Genomic DNA, 14,822 nt, shown 5'->3' on the forward strand with positions numbered 1-14,822 from the left:
CACCGTATAAGGAGTTCCCATGACGGCGTCGACCGCCGCGAACGAACCGGCCGCCACCGGCGGCCACCCGCAGCGCTGGCTGATCCTCGGCGTCATCTGCCTCGCCCAGCTCACCGTGCTGCTCGACAACACCGTGCTCAGCGTCGCGATCCCCTCGCTGACCACCGAGCTCCACGCCTCCACCAGCGACATCCAGTGGATGATCAACGCCTACTCGCTCGTGCAGTCCGGACTGCTGCTCACGGCGGGCAACGCCGCCGACCGCTACGGCCGCAAGAAGATGCTGGCCATCGGTCTCGCGCTGTTCGGCCTCGGCTCGCTCACCGCCGGACTCGCCGACTCCACCGGGCAGCTGATCGCCGCCCGCGCGGGCATGGGCATCGGCGGCGCACTCCTGATGACCACGACCCTCGCCGTCGTCATGCAGATCTTCGACGACTCGGAGCGGGTCAAGGCCATCGCCCTGTGGGCCACCGTCGGCTCGCTCGGCTTCGCCGCCGGACCGCTGATCGGCGGCGCCATCCTCAACCACTTCTGGTGGGGAATGATCTTCCTCGTCAACATCCCGGTGGCCGTGATCGGCCTCGTCGCGGTCCTCAAGCTGGTCCCCGAGTCCAAGAACCCGCTGGGCGAACGCCCCGACCTGGTCGGCGCGCTGCTCTCCACCATCGGCATGACCTCCGCGGTGTACGCGATCATCACCGGTCCCGAGCACGGCTGGACCTCCGTCGAGGTGCTCGTGCCGGCGGCGATCGGCGTGGCCGTCCTGGCGGCGTTCGCGCTGTGGGAGCTGCGCGTCCCGTACCCGATGCTCGACATGCACTTCTTCCGCAACCAGAAGTTCGTCGGCGCCGTCGCCGGCGCGATCCTGGTGATGTTCGGCATGGGCGGCTCGCTCTTCCTGCTCACCCAGCACCTGCAGTTCGTCCTCGGTTACGAGCCGCTGGAGGCCGGTCTGCGGATGGCGCCGCTCGCCCTGACCGTCGTCGCCCTCAACCTCACCGGCGTGGGCCCGCGCATCGTCATGAAGCTCGGCACCCCGGTCACCGTGGCCGTCGGCATGACCCTGGTCGCGGGCGGTCTCACCTCGATCGCCGTGATCGGCGGCGGCGCGGACGGCACGTACTGGGGCATGCTCCTGGGCCTGGTCCTGATGGGCGTCGGCCTCGCCGTCTCCAACCCGGCCATGGCCAACGCGATCATGAGCGCCATCCCGCCGGAGAAGGCCGGCGTCGGCGCGGGTGTCAACGGCACCCTCGCCGAGTTCGGCAACGGCCTCGGCGTCGCCGTCCTCGGCGCCGTCCTGAACGCCCGCTTCGCCGCCCTCGTCACCGTCACCGCCACCTCGCTCCCGGCCGCCCTGGCCGCGGCGGGCAGCGACGCCGAGCGCGGACAGATCGCCGACGCCTACGCCACCGGCCTCCAGACCAGCCAGCTGGTCGGCGCGATCGCCGTCTTCGCCGGCGGTCTGCTCGCCGCGGCCCTGCTGAAGCGGGCCGAGCGGGCCGAGGCCAAGGCCGCGGGCGCTGCCGAACAGCAGGCCGTGGCTGCCTAGCATGGTCACGGATCACTGACGGCGGGGACCAGGATGGAGCGCGCGATGGTCAAGGCAGCCGACCGGGCCAAGAACCCGGCGGGTTCCAGCGTCTGGCTCGAGCACCGGGCCGCCCGCAGCGGCGGCGGCCCGGCCGGGCTCGACCGGGAGCGGATCGTCGCCGCCTCCATCCGGATGCTGGACGAGGAGGGCCTGGCCAAGCTCTCCATGCGCAAGCTCGCGAACGAACTGAACGTCACCGCGATGTCCCTGTACTGGTACGTGGACACCAAGGACGACATCATCGAGTACGCCATCGACACCTGTTACGGGGAGATCGACCTCGCCGAGATCGACTCGGCGGACGACTGGCAGGGCCGGATCAGGCTGCTCGCCCTGGCCTATCGCCTGATGCTGGTGCGCCACCCGTGGATGTCGCCCTGCGCCGGCCAGTACCTCAACATCGGCCCGAACGCGATCGCCGTCGGCGCCAAGATCCAGGAGGCGGTCCGGGACAGCGGGCTGCCGATCGACCGCCAGCCGAGCGCGATGTCGGCCGTCTTCCAGTTCGTGTACGGCTACGGGACGATCGAGTCCCAGTTCCAGCGCCGTGCGGCCGAGGCCGGGATGTCGCAGGACGACTTCTACGGCGAGTCGGTGAAGGCCTTCCGCGACGATCCGCAGTTCGTGGAGGCGCTCGAACCGATGGCGGAGATCCTCGACGAGCGCGCCTCGCACGGCAGCGTCAGCGCCATCTGGGACCGCGACTTCGCGTACGCCCTAGAGGTCCTGATCGCCGGCATCGAGGTCATGGTCGAGCGGAGCCGCACGGCCGGGTAGGCGGGACCGGCGGGCCTGTCAGGACCGGCGGGCTTGTCCGGGACGGGCGGGCCTGGTGGGGCAGGACCGGCGGACATGACGGAGCGGCGGGCCGTCCCCTGCCCGCCGCTCCGTTCCCGACCCGGCCGTGCCTCCGCTCGAAGCGCGGCCGGGAGTCTGTTACTTGGCGTCCTCCGAGGTCACCGTGCTGCTCTTCAGCGCGACCTCCTTGATGAACAGCGTCACCAGGAAGGCGAGCAGCGCGAACGGCGCCGAGTAGAGGAACACGTCGCCGACGCCGTGCCCGTACGCGCTCTCCATCACCGTGCGGATCGGAGCGGGCAGCTTGTCCATGTCCGGGATGCCGCCACCGCCGCCGCCCTGGCCCATGGCCGCCGCGGCCTTCGGGCCCAGCTCGGCCATGCCGTCCTTGACGTAGTCGGTGACCCGGTGGGCCATGACCGCGCCGAGCGCCGAGACACCGATCGCACCGCCGAGGGAGCGGAAGAAGGTGACGACGGAGGAGGCGGCGCCGAGGTCCGAGGGCGCGACCTGGTTCTGGGTGCACAGGACCAGGTTCTGCATCATCATGCCGAGGCCGAGGCCGAGGACCGCCATGAACAGGGCGATGTGCCAGTACTCGGTGTCGTAGCGGAGCGTGCCGAGCAGGCCGAGGCCGGCCGTGGCGAGCGCGCCGCCGCTGATCAGCCAGGCCTTCCAGCGGCCGGTCTTGGTGATGATCATGCCGGAGACGGTCGAGGAGACGAACAGTCCGCCGATCATCGGGATGGTGAGGACGCCGGACATGGTCGGCGACTCGTTGCGGGCCAGCTGGAAGTACTGGCTGAAGAACACCGTGCCGGCGAACATCGCGACACCGACGAAGAGCGAGGCCGTCGAGGCGAGCGTGATCGTGCGGTTGCGGAAGAGGCGCAGCGGGATGATCGGCTCGGAGGCCTTGGACTCGACGAGGACGAAGACCGCGCCGAGCACGATCGAACCACCGACCATGACGGCGGTCTGCCAGGACATCCAGTCGTACTTGTCGCCGGCGAAGGTGACCCAGATGAGGAGCAGCGAGACGGCGGCGCTGATGAAGAAGGCGCCGGCCCAGTCGACCTTGACCTCGCGCTTCACGACCGGGAGCTTGAGGGTCTTCTGGAGGACGAGCAGCGCGATGATCGCGAAGGGCACGCCGACGTAGAAGCACCAGCGCCAGCCGAGCCACTCGGTGTCGGTGATGACACCGCCGAGCAGCGGGCCGCCGACGGTGGCGACGGCGAACACGGCGCCGAGGTAGCCGCTGTACCGGCCGCGCTCACGCGGGGCGATCATGGCGGCCAGGATGATCTGGGAGAGGGCGGTCAGACCGCCGACGCCGATGCCCTGGACGACGCGGCAGGCGATGAGCATGCCGGTGTTCTGGGAGAGACCGGCGACGACCGAGCCCGCGACGTAGATGACCAGGGCTATCTGGACGAGCAGCTTCTTGGAGAAGAGGTCGGCGAGCTTGCCCCAGAGCGGCGTGGTCGCCGTCATCGACAGGAGGGCGGCGGTGACGACCCAGGTGTAGGCGGACTGGCCGCCGCCGAGGTCGGTGATGATCTGCGGGAGCGCGTTGGAGACGATCGTCGAGGACAGGATGGCGACGAACATGCCGAGCAGGAGCCCGGACAGCGCCTCCATGATCTGCCGGTGCGTCATCGGGGCGGCGCCGGAGGTGTCGGTCCGGGCCTCCTGTGCACCCGTGGCAGGTGCGGTCGTAGCCATGAGTTTCCTTTGCGTGGCGGCGGGGGCGGCTGGGCGGCTGGGGGGAGGGGGAGGGGGGAGGGCTGGTCAGGCGTGGCGGCTGAGGGGGAGGGCTGGTCAGGCGTGGTGGGCCCGGCAGTCCCCGAAGGAGTCGCGGAGGCGGGAGAGCAGGCCGGTGAGCAGCGCGACGTCTTCGTCGGACCACTCCGCGAGGTGGCGGGTGAAGGCCTCGGTGACCCGGCGGTCGAGTTCGCCGAGCATCGCGTAGCCCTCGTCGGTGAGTCGGAGGATCCGGGAGCGCTTGTCCGCCGGGTCGGGCAGTCGCTCGATCCAGCCGCGCTCCACGGTGTGCGCCACATGGCGGCTACAGACGGACATGTCGACCGCCATCAGTTCCGCCAGCCGGCTCATCCGCATGTCGCCGTGGTGCTTGACGAGGGCGAGCACCGCCGCCGCGCCGCCCTGGCAGTGGGCGGGCAGGGCGCGGGCGAGGCCGCGCTTCACGGCGCCGATGGCGCTCACCGCCCGGGCGAGCTCCTCGTACCGGCTCAGCGTCTCCATCGCGTCTCCATCGAGCTTCCGCACATCTTGTTGCTTAGAGCAACCATAGAGATGGATGGTTGCTTCAGGCAAACTAAATCGGTCAAAGCGCGCTAAAGAATCGGCAAAGGGGCTCGGGAAGCGCTGGAGGAAGGGAGGGAAGCGGGAGTGGTGGTGGGGGGAGGCGGGGGTGGGGGAGGAGAGCGGAGGGTGGGGGAGGAGAGCGGAGGCGGGGGTGATGGGGGGTTCGTGCAGGTCCCGGGCAAGGGAGATGACCAGGGCTTGGGGCGGCCGGGCCGTCTTCGCTAGGGTCCGGGCCATGGCACACAATCCCCAAGCACCGTACGGCCAGGGTGGCCAGGGCCCCGAGGGCTCCTACGACCCCGCCGGCAGCACCCAGATGTTCCGCGCCTTCGTCGACGAGGGCACCCCGCAGCGACAGCCGCAACAGGCCGTCGCCACGTCCTCCGGCCCCCGCGTCGGCCTCATCGTCGGCGTCGTCGTCGCGATCGCCGTCCTGGCGGGTGTCGCCTGGCTCGCGCTGGGCTGAGCGTATGCGCGGGTGATGGTGCGCGCGTAGCGCGTCTATCTACGCGTCTGTACGCCGCAGGCCGCCCTCTCCCAGAGGGCGGCCCGGCGGCGTGACGTCTCAGCGGACGACGTCGAAGACCTGCTTCTGCAGACCGTTCGCGTAGACCTCGTGCTCGACCAGGTCGAGCTTCTGGACGTCCTTGTCCGTGGTGCTGAAGAGCCGCTTGCCCGCGCCGAGCAGGAGCGGGAAGACCAGCAGGTGGTAGCGGTCGATCAGGCCGGCGTCCGAGAGGGCCTGGTTCAGGGACGCGCTGCCGTGGACGATGATCGGGCCGCCCTCGGTCTCCTTCAGCGCGGCGACCTCGTCGAGCGAGCGCAGGATCGTGGTCTCACCCCAGTTCGAGACCAGGTCGGCCTCGGCGAGGGTCGTGGAGACGACGTACTTGGGCATCACCTTGTAATCGGCGAAGTCCTCCATGTCCGGCCACACGGGGCTGAAGGCCTCGTAGCTGACCCGGCCCAGCAGCATGGCCGCGGCCTCCTTCTGCTCGCGCCCCTTGATCTCGAAGGACTCGGGCAGGAACTCGGTGTGCTTGAAGGTCCAGCCGGAGTTGCGGTAGCCGGGCTCGCCGCCGGGGGCCTCCACGACGCCGTCGAGCGAGATGAAGGCGGAGGTGATCAGGGTGCGCATCATGGATCCTCGGTGTCTTGGGTCGTCAGTCAGTCAGTCAGGCAGTCAGTCAGTCAGTCATAGGTAGTGACTGGGGGCCACGGGGAAACTCATCGGTCTTGGGTGGCGGGTTTCTGAGGCCGTACGGGCGGGGGTTGCGTGTGGGCTTCTGGTGCGGCCGCCCTTGATCCGAGTGTGGCTCCCTCCACCGCCGCGTCAAGGGCGCTCCCTTCGGTCGCGTCGCTTCGCGATGGCCTGTGGCCACCCTTGACCCGGCGGCTCCGGGAGCCTGTTCACACTCGGAGGGCGGCCGGGGGGCCCGGCCACGCGGACCGGCCCGGGCAGCCCGCCGCGCCGTGGGCGGCGCGCGGGCCGGTGGGGTGGGGCTCGGTTAGTGGCGGGGGTGGGTGGGGCCGTTGTCCTCGGTCGGGGGTGCGCGGTCGTGGAATGGGGTGTCCATTGCGGGCTTGGCGGCTGTCGGCCGTCGTTTGGCCGGGGCTCAGGCCCCGCTGGTCACTTCCGGTGGGTGGCATGGGTGGGGGCTTGGGACGGGTTGCGAGCAAACCTGGAGATCGCGGGCCGCTGTGTGACGGGGGAGGACTGGTGTGACGTATGAGGTGTCCTAGGGGCCTCGCGGGCGGGGTTTGCTCGGCCCGTGTCCGGCGGGCGGCCTAGGCCTGTTCGCCGAAGCCGTCGAGGAGCAGCTTCGCGGTCTTCTCCGCCCCGTCCGTGCGGATCCGGGCCGCCAACTCGCGTGCGGTGGTCGCGGTGTGCGGGGCGAGGGCGGTTGTCAGGGCGGTCGAGAGGGAGTCGAAGGTCGGGACCGGGCCGTCGTGGGCGGCGCCGATGCCGAGGGCGGCGACCCGGCTCCCCCAGTACGGCTGGTCCACCATCTGGGGAATCACCACCTGGGGGACACCGGCCCGGGCAGCCGTCGTGGTCGTGCCCGCCCCGCCGTGGTGGACGACGGCGGCGACGCGGGGGAAGAGGGCCTGGTGGTTCGCCTCGCCCACGGCCATGCAGTCGTCCTGGTCGTCGATCAGGTCCAGGTCCGCCCATCCCCGGGAGACGAGAACGCGGCGGCCCTGGGCGCGTACCGCCTCGATGGCCACCCGGGCGGTGTCCGACGAGCTGTGCATGGACATGCTGCCGAAGCCCACGTACACCGGTGCCTCACCGGCCTGCAGGAAGGCCTCGACGTCGGTGGGGAGCGGGCGGTCGTCCGGCTGGGTCCAGACGCCGGTCTGTACGACGTCGAGGTCGGCGGGTTCCTGCCACGGGCCGAGCACCGGGTCGGCGGCCAGCAGCGGCCGGCCGGTGATCGCGTAGTCGCGGACGCTCGCCAGGGGCGGCAGCCCGATCGTCTCCCGGAAGGCGGTGAGTCCCGGGCCGTAGACCGCGTTCTGGCCCTCGACGTCCAGGTCCCACAGCGTGCGGTTGTCGGTCACGCCCTCGGGGAGCGGGCGGCCGGGCAGGGGGTACGGCGGGTGGTGCGGCGACGGCAGCATGCCGGGGAAGTACGCCACGTACGCGAACCGCAGCCCCAGCTTCTCGGCCGCCGAGCGGGCCCCGGCCACGGCCGGGAACAGTCCGGTCGCCACCACCGTGTCCGCGCCGTCGGCGGCCACGGTCACCGCCTCGTACTGTGCGGCGGCGACCATGGTCACGCGCTCGGTCATGGAAACCGGCGCGCCGGCCCTCGTCTCCGCCACCAGTGCACGGATCGAGAGGCGTACGGGCACGAACTCCACTCCCACACCGGCCAGTCGCTCGGCGAACTCCGCGTCCTCGGGCGCACACACCCGCACCTCGGCCCCGAGTCCGCGCAGTGCGATGGCCAGCGCGGCCATCGGTTCGACGTCCCCGCGTGATCCGTAGGACGACAGCACCACTCGCATGACGGTTTCCCCCTTCATCTTTTTCAGCAACGGTTGTTGATTCTGCGTCAGAAGTGACTCCTTGTGGCAAGGCCCCCAGGCGCTGTATGTCGCGAGAGGCGGTCAGAGGCTGCGGGCGGTGATGTCGCCGTAGGACGTGGTGGCGTGGATGGTCAGGCCCGGGGTGCCGTCGGCGTTCGTGAGTGCGTTGTGGATGCGGCCGTAGCTGGTGCCGGCGTCGAGGGAGGCGGAGACGCCCTGGGCGGCGCCGACCGTGATCCCGCCATGCTCGGTGCGCAGGGTGACGGTGCCGCCCATGGCCTCGTGGATGCGGAGGTCGCCCTTCTGGGTGGTGATCTCGGCGGACCCGCCGAGGCGTCCGACGACGATGTCGCCGGCCTGGAGGGCGAGCCGGGCACTCGCGGTCTCGTCGAGCTTGACGGTGCCGGCGGCCCCTTCGAAGGTGACGTCGCCGAGGCGTCCGACGCCGTGGAACTCGCCGGCGGCGGTCTTCGCGTCGACGCGGGAGCCCGCGGGCAGCTGGACGACGACCTCGATCGACCCGGAGTTGCCGAGCATCCGGTTCTTCGAGGCGGGCAGCTCGATGCGCAGGACCTCGCCGTCGTAGCTGACCTCGGTCTGCCCGGCCGCCTTCACGTCGCGACTGTCGGAAGCGTTCGCGGGCCGGACTTCCACGGTGGTGTCGACCCGGTCGCCCGCGATGAACCGAACGCGCCCGGCGGGGACGTCGACGAGGGCCGAGACGGGGGTGGGGGTGTCGAACTTCTGCATCACGCTCTCCTAGCGATCCGTTGTTTCTTACGACGGAAAAGCTACGTTGCGTTCAAGGATCCAGCAACACCCTTCATCCCCTCAACTCTCATAATTGCAGGCCAGACTAAGGAAATTGTTGCAACAGCCCTGAGATCTAATGCAACGCCTTCGACTCCTGGATTGCAATGAGTTGAAGGTGAACGCTCTGCTGTCCACCCCGGACGCGACCAACGTGGATCTCCCGGCGCTCGCGGGCCGTCGAACCACCTCTCTCGTCACACGAGTTCGCACCCACCCCGTCGAGACTCGCGGAGCGCGCACTTTTCTCGCTCCACCCACCGGGAGTGACCAGCGGGGCCTGAGCCCCGGCCGAACGACGGCCGACAGCCGCCAAGCCCGCAATGGGCACCCCATTCCACGACCGCGCACCCCGAACCGAGGGAGACGGTCCCACCCAACCCTCGCCACTGGCCGAGCCCCACCCCACCGGCCCGCGCGCCGCCCACGGCGCGGCGGGCTACCCGAAGCGGTCCGCGTGGCCGGGCCCCCCGGCCGCCCTCCGAGTGTGAACAGGCTCCCGGAGCCGCCGGGTCAAGGGTGGAGCGAAGCGGAATCGCGAAGCGACGCGACCGAAGGCAGCGCCCTTGACGCGGCGGTGGAGGGAGCCACACTCGGATCAAGGGCGGCCGCACCAGAAGCCCACACGCAACGCCCGCCCGTACGGCCTCAGAAACCCGCCACCCAAGACCGCCCGCAGAAAAAAGTCGCCGGACCTGTCACACGTACATCGAGCGCGGTGTCAGTGCAGTGAGCGAGCGGGAAGCGCCCGCCGCCGTCCGAGCGAGGAGCCCGAGATGTCCACCACCGCCACCGTCGTCACCGCCGTCGCCGCGTTCATGGCCGGGTTCTCGGGGGCGTCGGTCTTCGCCCGCGCCAAGTTCGTGGTCGAGCCGCTTGCCGAGTACGGCGTTCCCCGCTCCTGGTGGAACCGGCTCGGCGCCGCCAAGCTGGCCGGAGCGGTCGGGCTCCTGGTCGGCTACGCCGTACCGGCGATCGGCATCGCCGCCGCGATCGGGCTCGTCCTCTACTTCGCCGGCGCCGTCCTCACCGTGATCCGCGCCCGCTCGTACGCGCACGTCCCGTTCCCGCTCATCTACATGGCGCCGGCCGTCGCCGTCCTCGCCCTGGTGTGAGGGCTCGTTTCACAGGCTGTGGACGAAGGTGTCCCAGGCAGCACGCTCGAAGACGACGGCAGGGCCCTCCGGGGCCTTGCTGTCACGTACGGGGACGAGGCCGGGGAATCCGGGGGCGACTTCGAGGCAGTCGCCGCCGTTGGCCCCGCTGTAGCTGCTCTTGATCCAGGTCGCCGCAGTCAGATCGTGCCTCTGCATGGTGCCCGTACCTTTCCATCATGTCGCTGATCAGAACGGCGGACTCGCGGCCCGACAGGCAGTCAGCCCTCAGCACATCATAGGTTTGGCTGTGCCGCGCGAAGATGGCCGGATCATCGCTGAAGTGGCCGCTGTCGAGCGATTCCGAGTAGACCCATTGGTGCCCGTCGGGCAGCAGGATCAGCGACATCGACGCGTCCGGGCGGTCGATCCCGGGTTGGCTGAACGGTGCGACCTGTACCCGGATGTTGGGCAGTTGGGCCACCTTCAGCAGATGGGCGCACTGCTCATGCATGACGTCGGCGTCTCCGACCATGTTGCGGAGACAGCTCTCGTCGAGCACGGCGATGTACGCCGGCCCGCCCGGCGCGAGAAAGCGCTGCTGGCGGCTCAGTCGGGCGCGGACGCGCTCGTCGACCTCCTCGGCGTCCTCAAGGCGTTGTGCGTACAGGGACTGCGCGTAGGCAGGGGTCTGCAAGAGGCCGGGCACCACCTGGATCTGGTACGCACGGATCTCGGTGGCCTTCGCGTCCATCTCCGCCCTGCGCTCGAACCAGTCCGGGTGCTGCACCTCCGGATACCAGTCGATCCGCCCCCACAGCCGGAGTAACACCCCACCCGTCTCCAGGATTTCGTCGCACGCCTTCGCGAACGCGTCCGTCGGCACCCGCTTCGCCGCCTCCACCCGCGCTACCTGCGAGCGGTCACACGGGATCAGGCGTGCCAGCGCCTCCTGCGTCAATCCCGCTGACTCCCGGTAATGGCGGAGGAGTTCGCCGAACACCTCCGCCGTCGTCGCGGCGGCCTCGCTTCCCGTCGCGCTCCTCTTGGTCACCGCAACCCCCCTCGTGACAACAGCCCTTGGCACGCGATCAGCGTTGTGGCCGCCCTCTCCATTGAGCAACGCTGGAACCACACAGAGTAATCGCCCGAACGGGTGAGACACGAGAGGAACAGCGCAATGGCAGGGTGCTCCGGCACGGGACCGGGATGCGGGGACTACCTGTTCGACCTCGCGGCGCGGAAGGTCGGCGAGTACCGCGGGCAGGCCGGGCCGTACGCCATGCTGCGGCCCGTCGGCGGCGGGCGGGAGTGGCAGGCGGATCCGGAGCGGTTGCGGCCGGCCACGCGGGACGAGCGCATCACCGCCGGGGTCCGGGCCGTCAACGAGCGCGCCAGCGCGGCGTACGAGCTGCAACGCCCGCCCGCTCCCGTCCCGGGCTGCGTGCAGTGCGGCGCACTCGCCGACGCCCGTGCCGCCGCCCGTGCCCGGTTCGACTGGAGCGCCGAGACCGACGCGAACGTGCTCCTGCGCAGGCACCTCCGAACGGGTCACCCTGAGTGACGGGCCCGCCCGCAATTCCGCCTGCACTCCGCGATTCCCATGCGCACCGCAATTCCTGATGCGCCCCGCGTCCTAGGGGTACTAGGTTGAAACCTAGTACCCCTAGGAAGGAGTCCCGCGCATGGTGCGCCGTGCCGGCATCACCCCCGACCTGCTCGTCCAGGCCGCCGCCGAGCTCGCCGACGAGGACGGACTCGACAAGGTCACCGTCTCCGCGCTCGCCCGCCGCTTCGGCGTGAAGGACGCGAGCCTCTATTCGCACATCAAGAACCTCCGCGACCTACGGGTCCGGCTCGCGCTCCTCGCCTCCTCCGAGATGAACGACGCCATCGGCGCCGCCGTCGCCGGCCGCTCCGGCAAGGACGCGCTCGTCGCCTTCGCCGACGCGTACCGCGACTACGCGCTCGCCCATCCCGGCCGCTACGCGGCCACCCAGCAGCGCATCGAGCCGGCCGAGGTCAGCGACAGCACCGTCCTCCTCCGTGCCGTCGAGCTGACCTACGGCATGCTCCGCGGCTACGGGCTCGGCGAGCCCGACCTCACCGACGCAGGGCGCCTGCTCCGCGCGACCTTCCACGGCTACATCCACATCGAGCAGAGCGGCGGTTTCCAGCACACCCGCCCCGTCGCCGAGTCCTGGGCGCGTTCGCTCGACGCCCTCCACACCACCTTGGAGACCTGGGGGAACCCCTCGTGAGTGTCATGAACATCGGCAGCCTCGCCGTTCCCGGCGCCACCCTCCACTACGAGTCGCGCGGCAGCGGTCCCGTCCTCCTGCTCATACCGGGCGGCGCGGGCGATGCCGGAATGTACGAGGGAATGGCGGACCGGCTCGCAGCCGCCGGGTACACCGTGGTCTCGTACGACCAGCGCGGCCTGTCCCGCAGCCCCGTGTCCCACAGCCCCCGGTCCGGCAGCCCCGTGTCCCGCAGCCCCCTCGACGGGAGCGCGGCCGCCCCGTGCGCCGACCAGTCCGTGGCCGAGTGGGCCGACGACGCCCTCGCCGTCCTCGACGCGGTCTCCCCGGGCGGCGAGCCCGCGTACGTCTTCGGTGGCAGTTCCGGCGCCATCGTCGCGCTCGCCCTGCTCGCCCGCCACCCCGGCAGGGTGCGCCGGGTGGTCGCCCACGAGCCGCCCCTGGTCGAGCTGCTCGCCGACCCGGCCCCGTACCGAGACCACTTCGCCGAGGTGCGCGAGCTCCTGCGCACGCAGGGGCTCGGCGCGGCGATGGCACGCTTCGCCGAGACGCCGGACGGCCGCAAGCCGCCGCAACAGGACGGGCAACGACACGACGCCGAACTGCCGCCATCCATCCGGCACATGGCCGACCGCATGACGGCCAACATGCCCGTGTTCCTGGAGCACGTCCTGTGCCCCTTCTCCTCCTCCGTGCCCGACATCGACGGGCTGCGCGCCGCCGCAGGGAAGCTGGTCCTGGGCGTCGGCCGCGAAACGGGCGATCAGGAGGCGCTGGTCGGGCCGGCTCGGCGGCTCGCGGAGCTGACCGGGGCGCCGACGGTCGCGTTCCCCGGTGGGCACGTGGGCTGCGTCGAGCACCCGGCGGAGTTCGCCGAGCAGCTGCTCGGCACGCTCGCCTCCACCCGCCCCGCCGACCTCACTGCCAAGCGGCGCTGACCTTCTGCGTGTCCACGCGCATGCCGAGCGGCACCCGCCAGGACTCCACACAGACCGTGTACGTCTGCGTCCGGGCCGTCCCGGCCGCGATCGGGGCGGGCAGCGGCTGGGAGGACGTGAAGGTGCCCCAGTCGATGCCGAGTGCGCCGATGACGTGCGTCGCGAAGCTGACCGTGCCGGAACGGGCCGCCGTGCCTCCGGTGTTGCGGAAGGTGACCGTGACGTTCTCGCACCAGCGTCTGTCGGTGTCCGTGAGCACGGGCGCGGAAAGGGTGAGCGTGGCGGGCGTCGCCGGCGGGTTCGTGGTCGGGGCGGGGGTCGTCTGCGGCGGCGGCGGTGCCGTCGTCGTGGGAGCGGGTCTGCCCGGCGCCGGGGCCGTACCGCTCGGAGCCCCGGGGGTACGGGGTGGGGCCGCGCCGCCCGCGACCGGGGGCGGCGCCGTGGCCGTACCTCTCGGAGACGTACCGCCGGGGCCTGGCTCGCCCGGTCCCGGTCCCGCTTCCGGCCTCGGTGACGGGCGCGACGTGCTCGACGTGAGCCCTGGGTCCGTGGATTTCGCCCCGTCGGCGCCGTCGGCGCCGTCCTGCGGGTCCAGCGGGACCAGGGTGACCGAGCCGGACGGCGGCATCGCGCCCTTCGGTGGGGAGCCGGCGCCGACCGCCGCGTATCCGTCGCCGTCGTCGCCCGATCCGCACGCGGTCAGCGCTCCGCCGAGGCAGAGCGCGACCGCCACGAGTCCCGGGCGTCGCTTCCTTCGCCACTGGCACTTGGACATGGCGCCAGTGTGGCTGACGATATGTCAGCAAGGAAGCGAAACAGCGCAATGCGGGGTGCCGGATCCGCTCAGTCCGCGATCAGGCCCTCCCGCAGCTGCGCCAGCGTGCGGGTCAGCAGTCGCGAGACGTGCATCTGGGAGATGCCGACCTCCTCGCCGATCTGCGACTGGGTCATGTTCGCGAAGAAGCGGAGCATGATGATCTGGCGCTCGCGGGGCGGGAGTTTGGCGAGCAGCGGCTTCAGCGACTCGCGGTACTCGACGCCCTCCAGGGCCGTGTCCTCGTAGCCGAGGCGGTCGGCGAGGGAGCCCTCGCCGCCGTCGTCCTCGGGGGACGGGGAGTCGAGCGACGAGGCGGTGTACGCGTTGCCGACGGCGAGGCCGTCGACCACGTCCTCCTCCGACACCCCGAGCACGGCGGCGAGTTCGGGAACGGTCGGCGAGCGGTCGAGCTTCTGCGAGAGCTCGTCGCTGGCCTTGGTGAGGGCGAGCCGCAGTTCCTGGAGGCGGCGCGGGACGCGCACCGACCACGAGGTGTCTCGGAAGAAGCGCTTGATCTCACCGACGACGGTCGGCATCGCGAACGTCGGGAATTCCACGCCGCGTTCGCAGTCGAAGCGGTCGATCGCCTTGATCAGGCCGATGGTGCCGACCTGGACGATGTCCTCCATCGGCTCGTTGCGGGAGCGGAAGCGGGCCGCCGCGTAGCGCACGAGCGGGAGGTTGAGCTCGATGAGGGTGTCGCGGACGTAGGTCCGCTCGGGGCTGTCCGCGGCCGCGCCCTCCTCGTCCAGGGCGCGCAGCCGCAGGAACAGGGAGCGGGAGAGGGTGCGGGTGTCGAGGGCCTCGGGCGTGACGGCCGGCGGCGAGGGGAGCGTCTCCCCGCCGTCGGTGGCGTCCGTGGCGGCGGGGTCCGCAGCGCCGAGGTTCGCGGCGCCGAGGTCCGTGACGACGAGGTCCGTGGCGACGGTGTCCGCGGCGGTCGGCGCCGTCGTCTGCGCGGGCACGGGCGTCTGCATGGGCGTGAGCGTGAGCACCTTCGAGCTGCCCTGTTCTGCGGACATGCCACCCCCTTGAGGTCGCGGACGGTCGTGGCGGCCACGACCATCTGAGGAACGCAGCCTCCACCTGAATACCGGAGGCGGGGCTGCGGCAAACGCGGTTCCTGCAGAATGTCACATG

The 14,822-nt window shown here is 71.0% G+C and carries 15 protein-coding genes and 1 pseudogene; 7 read left to right on the forward strand and 9 right to left on the reverse strand.

What is annotated here, in order from left to right; translation table 11 throughout:
- Positions 1-19: 19 nt before the first annotated feature.
- The gene (locus ACFVGS_RS15775; RefSeq protein ID WP_384407476.1) at positions 20-1,555 is read left to right on the forward strand and encodes an MFS transporter; all 1,536 of its coding nucleotides are present in this window, start codon (positions 20-22) and stop codon (positions 1,553-1,555) included.
- Between the two features lie 45 nt (positions 1,556-1,600).
- On the forward strand, positions 1,601-2,374 hold the full coding sequence (locus ACFVGS_RS15780) for a TetR/AcrR family transcriptional regulator (RefSeq protein WP_384407474.1): 774 nt from the start codon (positions 1,601-1,603) through the stop codon (positions 2,372-2,374).
- 159 nt (positions 2,375-2,533) lie between these two features.
- Here the strand turns inward: ACFVGS_RS15780 and ACFVGS_RS15785 are convergent, their stop codons facing one another.
- Positions 2,534-4,123 (reverse strand): MDR family MFS transporter, encoded by a 1,590-nt coding sequence (locus ACFVGS_RS15785; protein ID WP_384407472.1) that lies wholly within the window; start codon positions 4,121-4,123, stop codon positions 2,534-2,536.
- 96 nt (positions 4,124-4,219) lie between these two features.
- Positions 4,220-4,663 carry a MarR family winged helix-turn-helix transcriptional regulator gene (locus ACFVGS_RS15790; RefSeq protein ID WP_384407470.1) on the reverse strand — a complete coding sequence of 148 codons (444 nt, stop codon included), beginning with the start codon at positions 4,661-4,663 and terminating at the stop codon, positions 4,220-4,222.
- 298 nt (positions 4,664-4,961) lie between these two features.
- Between ACFVGS_RS15790 and ACFVGS_RS15795 the strand changes: the two genes are divergently transcribed.
- On the forward strand, positions 4,962-5,192 hold the full coding sequence (locus ACFVGS_RS15795; protein WP_384407468.1) for a hypothetical protein: 231 nt from the start codon (positions 4,962-4,964) through the stop codon (positions 5,190-5,192).
- A 99-nt stretch (positions 5,193-5,291) separates the two neighbouring features.
- Here the strand turns inward: ACFVGS_RS15795 and ACFVGS_RS15800 are convergent, their stop codons facing one another.
- The 3 genes from ACFVGS_RS15800 to ACFVGS_RS15810 all read right to left on the reverse strand — a co-directional run bounded on the left by ACFVGS_RS15800 (position 5,292) and on the right by ACFVGS_RS15810 (position 8,512).
- Entirely contained in the window at positions 5,292-5,864 is a 573-nt protein-coding gene (locus ACFVGS_RS15800; protein WP_385692809.1) for a dihydrofolate reductase family protein, read from the reverse strand.
- 650 nt (positions 5,865-6,514) lie between these two features.
- A complete protein-coding gene (locus ACFVGS_RS15805) occupies positions 6,515-7,741 on the reverse strand; it encodes a glycosyltransferase (RefSeq protein ID WP_385692737.1) in 1,227 nt (408 codons plus the stop codon).
- Positions 7,742-7,843: 102 nt separating this feature from the next.
- Complete coding sequence (locus ACFVGS_RS15810) at positions 7,844-8,512, reverse strand: DUF4097 family beta strand repeat-containing protein (protein ID WP_385692738.1); 669 nt, start codon at positions 8,510-8,512, stop codon at positions 7,844-7,846.
- Positions 8,513-9,348: 836 nt separating this feature from the next.
- On the opposite strand from ACFVGS_RS15810, the gene ACFVGS_RS15815 reads away from it, so the two are divergent.
- Positions 9,349-9,687, forward strand: a complete 339-nt coding sequence (locus ACFVGS_RS15815) for a DoxX family protein (RefSeq protein ID WP_384407462.1) — start codon at positions 9,349-9,351, stop codon at positions 9,685-9,687.
- A gap of 9 nt (positions 9,688-9,696) precedes the next feature.
- On the opposite strand, the pseudogene ACFVGS_RS15820 reads toward ACFVGS_RS15815, so the two are convergent.
- Both ACFVGS_RS15820 and ACFVGS_RS15825 read right to left on the reverse strand, forming a co-directional pair.
- A pseudogene (locus ACFVGS_RS15820) lies at positions 9,697-9,801 on the reverse strand (DUF397 domain-containing protein); the annotation flags it as partial.
- Positions 9,770-10,720: a Scr1 family TA system antitoxin-like transcriptional regulator gene (locus ACFVGS_RS15825; RefSeq protein ID WP_384407460.1), complete on the reverse strand. Its 951-nt coding sequence runs from the start codon at positions 10,718-10,720 to the stop codon at positions 9,770-9,772. The pseudogene ACFVGS_RS15820 and the gene ACFVGS_RS15825, both read right to left, overlap by 32 nt.
- A 126-nt stretch (positions 10,721-10,846) precedes the next feature.
- Between ACFVGS_RS15825 and ACFVGS_RS15830 the strand changes: the two genes are divergently transcribed.
- The 3 genes from ACFVGS_RS15830 to ACFVGS_RS15840 all read left to right on the forward strand — a co-directional run bounded on the left by ACFVGS_RS15830 (position 10,847) and on the right by ACFVGS_RS15840 (position 12,865).
- Positions 10,847-11,230 (forward strand): hypothetical protein, encoded by a 384-nt coding sequence (locus ACFVGS_RS15830; RefSeq protein ID WP_385692739.1) that lies wholly within the window; start codon positions 10,847-10,849, stop codon positions 11,228-11,230.
- A gap of 124 nt (positions 11,231-11,354) precedes the next feature.
- On the forward strand, positions 11,355-11,927 hold the full coding sequence (locus ACFVGS_RS15835) for a TetR/AcrR family transcriptional regulator (protein WP_385692810.1): 573 nt from the start codon (positions 11,355-11,357) through the stop codon (positions 11,925-11,927).
- Positions 11,928-11,932: 5 nt separating this feature from the next.
- On the forward strand, positions 11,933-12,865 hold the full coding sequence (locus tag ACFVGS_RS15840; protein WP_385692811.1) for an alpha/beta fold hydrolase: 933 nt from the start codon (positions 11,933-11,935) through the stop codon (positions 12,863-12,865).
- Here the strand turns inward: ACFVGS_RS15840 and ACFVGS_RS15845 are convergent.
- Both ACFVGS_RS15845 and ACFVGS_RS15850 read right to left on the reverse strand, forming a co-directional pair.
- Complete coding sequence (locus ACFVGS_RS15845) at positions 12,846-13,640, reverse strand: hypothetical protein (RefSeq protein WP_385692740.1); 795 nt, start codon at positions 13,638-13,640, stop codon at positions 12,846-12,848. The genes ACFVGS_RS15840 and ACFVGS_RS15845 overlap by 20 nt on opposite strands.
- A gap of 68 nt (positions 13,641-13,708) precedes the next feature.
- Positions 13,709-14,704, reverse strand: coding sequence for an RNA polymerase sigma factor SigF (locus ACFVGS_RS15850; protein ID WP_385692741.1), 996 nt, complete (start codon positions 14,702-14,704; stop codon positions 13,709-13,711).
- Between the last annotated feature and the right edge of the window lie 118 nt (positions 14,705-14,822).

Source organism: Streptomyces sp. NPDC127114 (assembly GCF_042677525.1).
Classification (GTDB): Bacteria; Actinomycetota; Actinomycetes; order Streptomycetales; family Streptomycetaceae; genus Streptomyces.

What these genes read in the sequence shown, in the direction of transcription:
- ACFVGS_RS15775 (WP_384407476.1), top strand. Translation starts at nt 20, where the DNA reads ATGACGGCGTCGACCGCCGCGAACGAACCGGCCGCCACCGGCGGCCAC.
- ACFVGS_RS15780 (WP_384407474.1), top strand. Translation starts at nt 1,601, where the DNA reads ATGGTCAAGGCAGCCGACCGGGCCAAGAACCCGGCGGGTTCCAGCGTC.
- ACFVGS_RS15785 (WP_384407472.1), bottom strand. Translation starts at nt 4,123, where the DNA reads ATGGCTACGACCGCACCTGCCACGGGTGCACAGGAGGCCCGGACCGAC.
- ACFVGS_RS15790 (WP_384407470.1), bottom strand. Translation starts at nt 4,663, where the DNA reads ATGGAGACGCTGAGCCGGTACGAGGAGCTCGCCCGGGCGGTGAGCGCC.
- ACFVGS_RS15795 (WP_384407468.1), top strand. Translation starts at nt 4,962, where the DNA reads ATGGCACACAATCCCCAAGCACCGTACGGCCAGGGTGGCCAGGGCCCC.
- ACFVGS_RS15800 (WP_385692809.1), bottom strand. Translation starts at nt 5,864, where the DNA reads ATGCGCACCCTGATCACCTCCGCCTTCATCTCGCTCGACGGCGTCGTG.
- ACFVGS_RS15805 (WP_385692737.1), bottom strand. Translation starts at nt 7,741, where the DNA reads ATGCGAGTGGTGCTGTCGTCCTACGGATCACGCGGGGACGTCGAACCG.
- ACFVGS_RS15810 (WP_385692738.1), bottom strand. Translation starts at nt 8,512, where the DNA reads ATGCAGAAGTTCGACACCCCCACCCCCGTCTCGGCCCTCGTCGACGTC.
- ACFVGS_RS15815 (WP_384407462.1), top strand. Translation starts at nt 9,349, where the DNA reads ATGTCCACCACCGCCACCGTCGTCACCGCCGTCGCCGCGTTCATGGCC.
- ACFVGS_RS15830 (WP_385692739.1), top strand. Translation starts at nt 10,847, where the DNA reads ATGGCAGGGTGCTCCGGCACGGGACCGGGATGCGGGGACTACCTGTTC.
- ACFVGS_RS15840 (WP_385692811.1), top strand. Translation starts at nt 11,933, where the DNA reads ATGAACATCGGCAGCCTCGCCGTTCCCGGCGCCACCCTCCACTACGAG.
- ACFVGS_RS15845 (WP_385692740.1), bottom strand. Translation starts at nt 13,640, where the DNA reads ATGTCCAAGTGCCAGTGGCGAAGGAAGCGACGCCCGGGACTCGTGGCG.
- ACFVGS_RS15850 (WP_385692741.1), bottom strand. Translation starts at nt 14,704, where the DNA reads ATGTCCGCAGAACAGGGCAGCTCGAAGGTGCTCACGCTCACGCCCATG.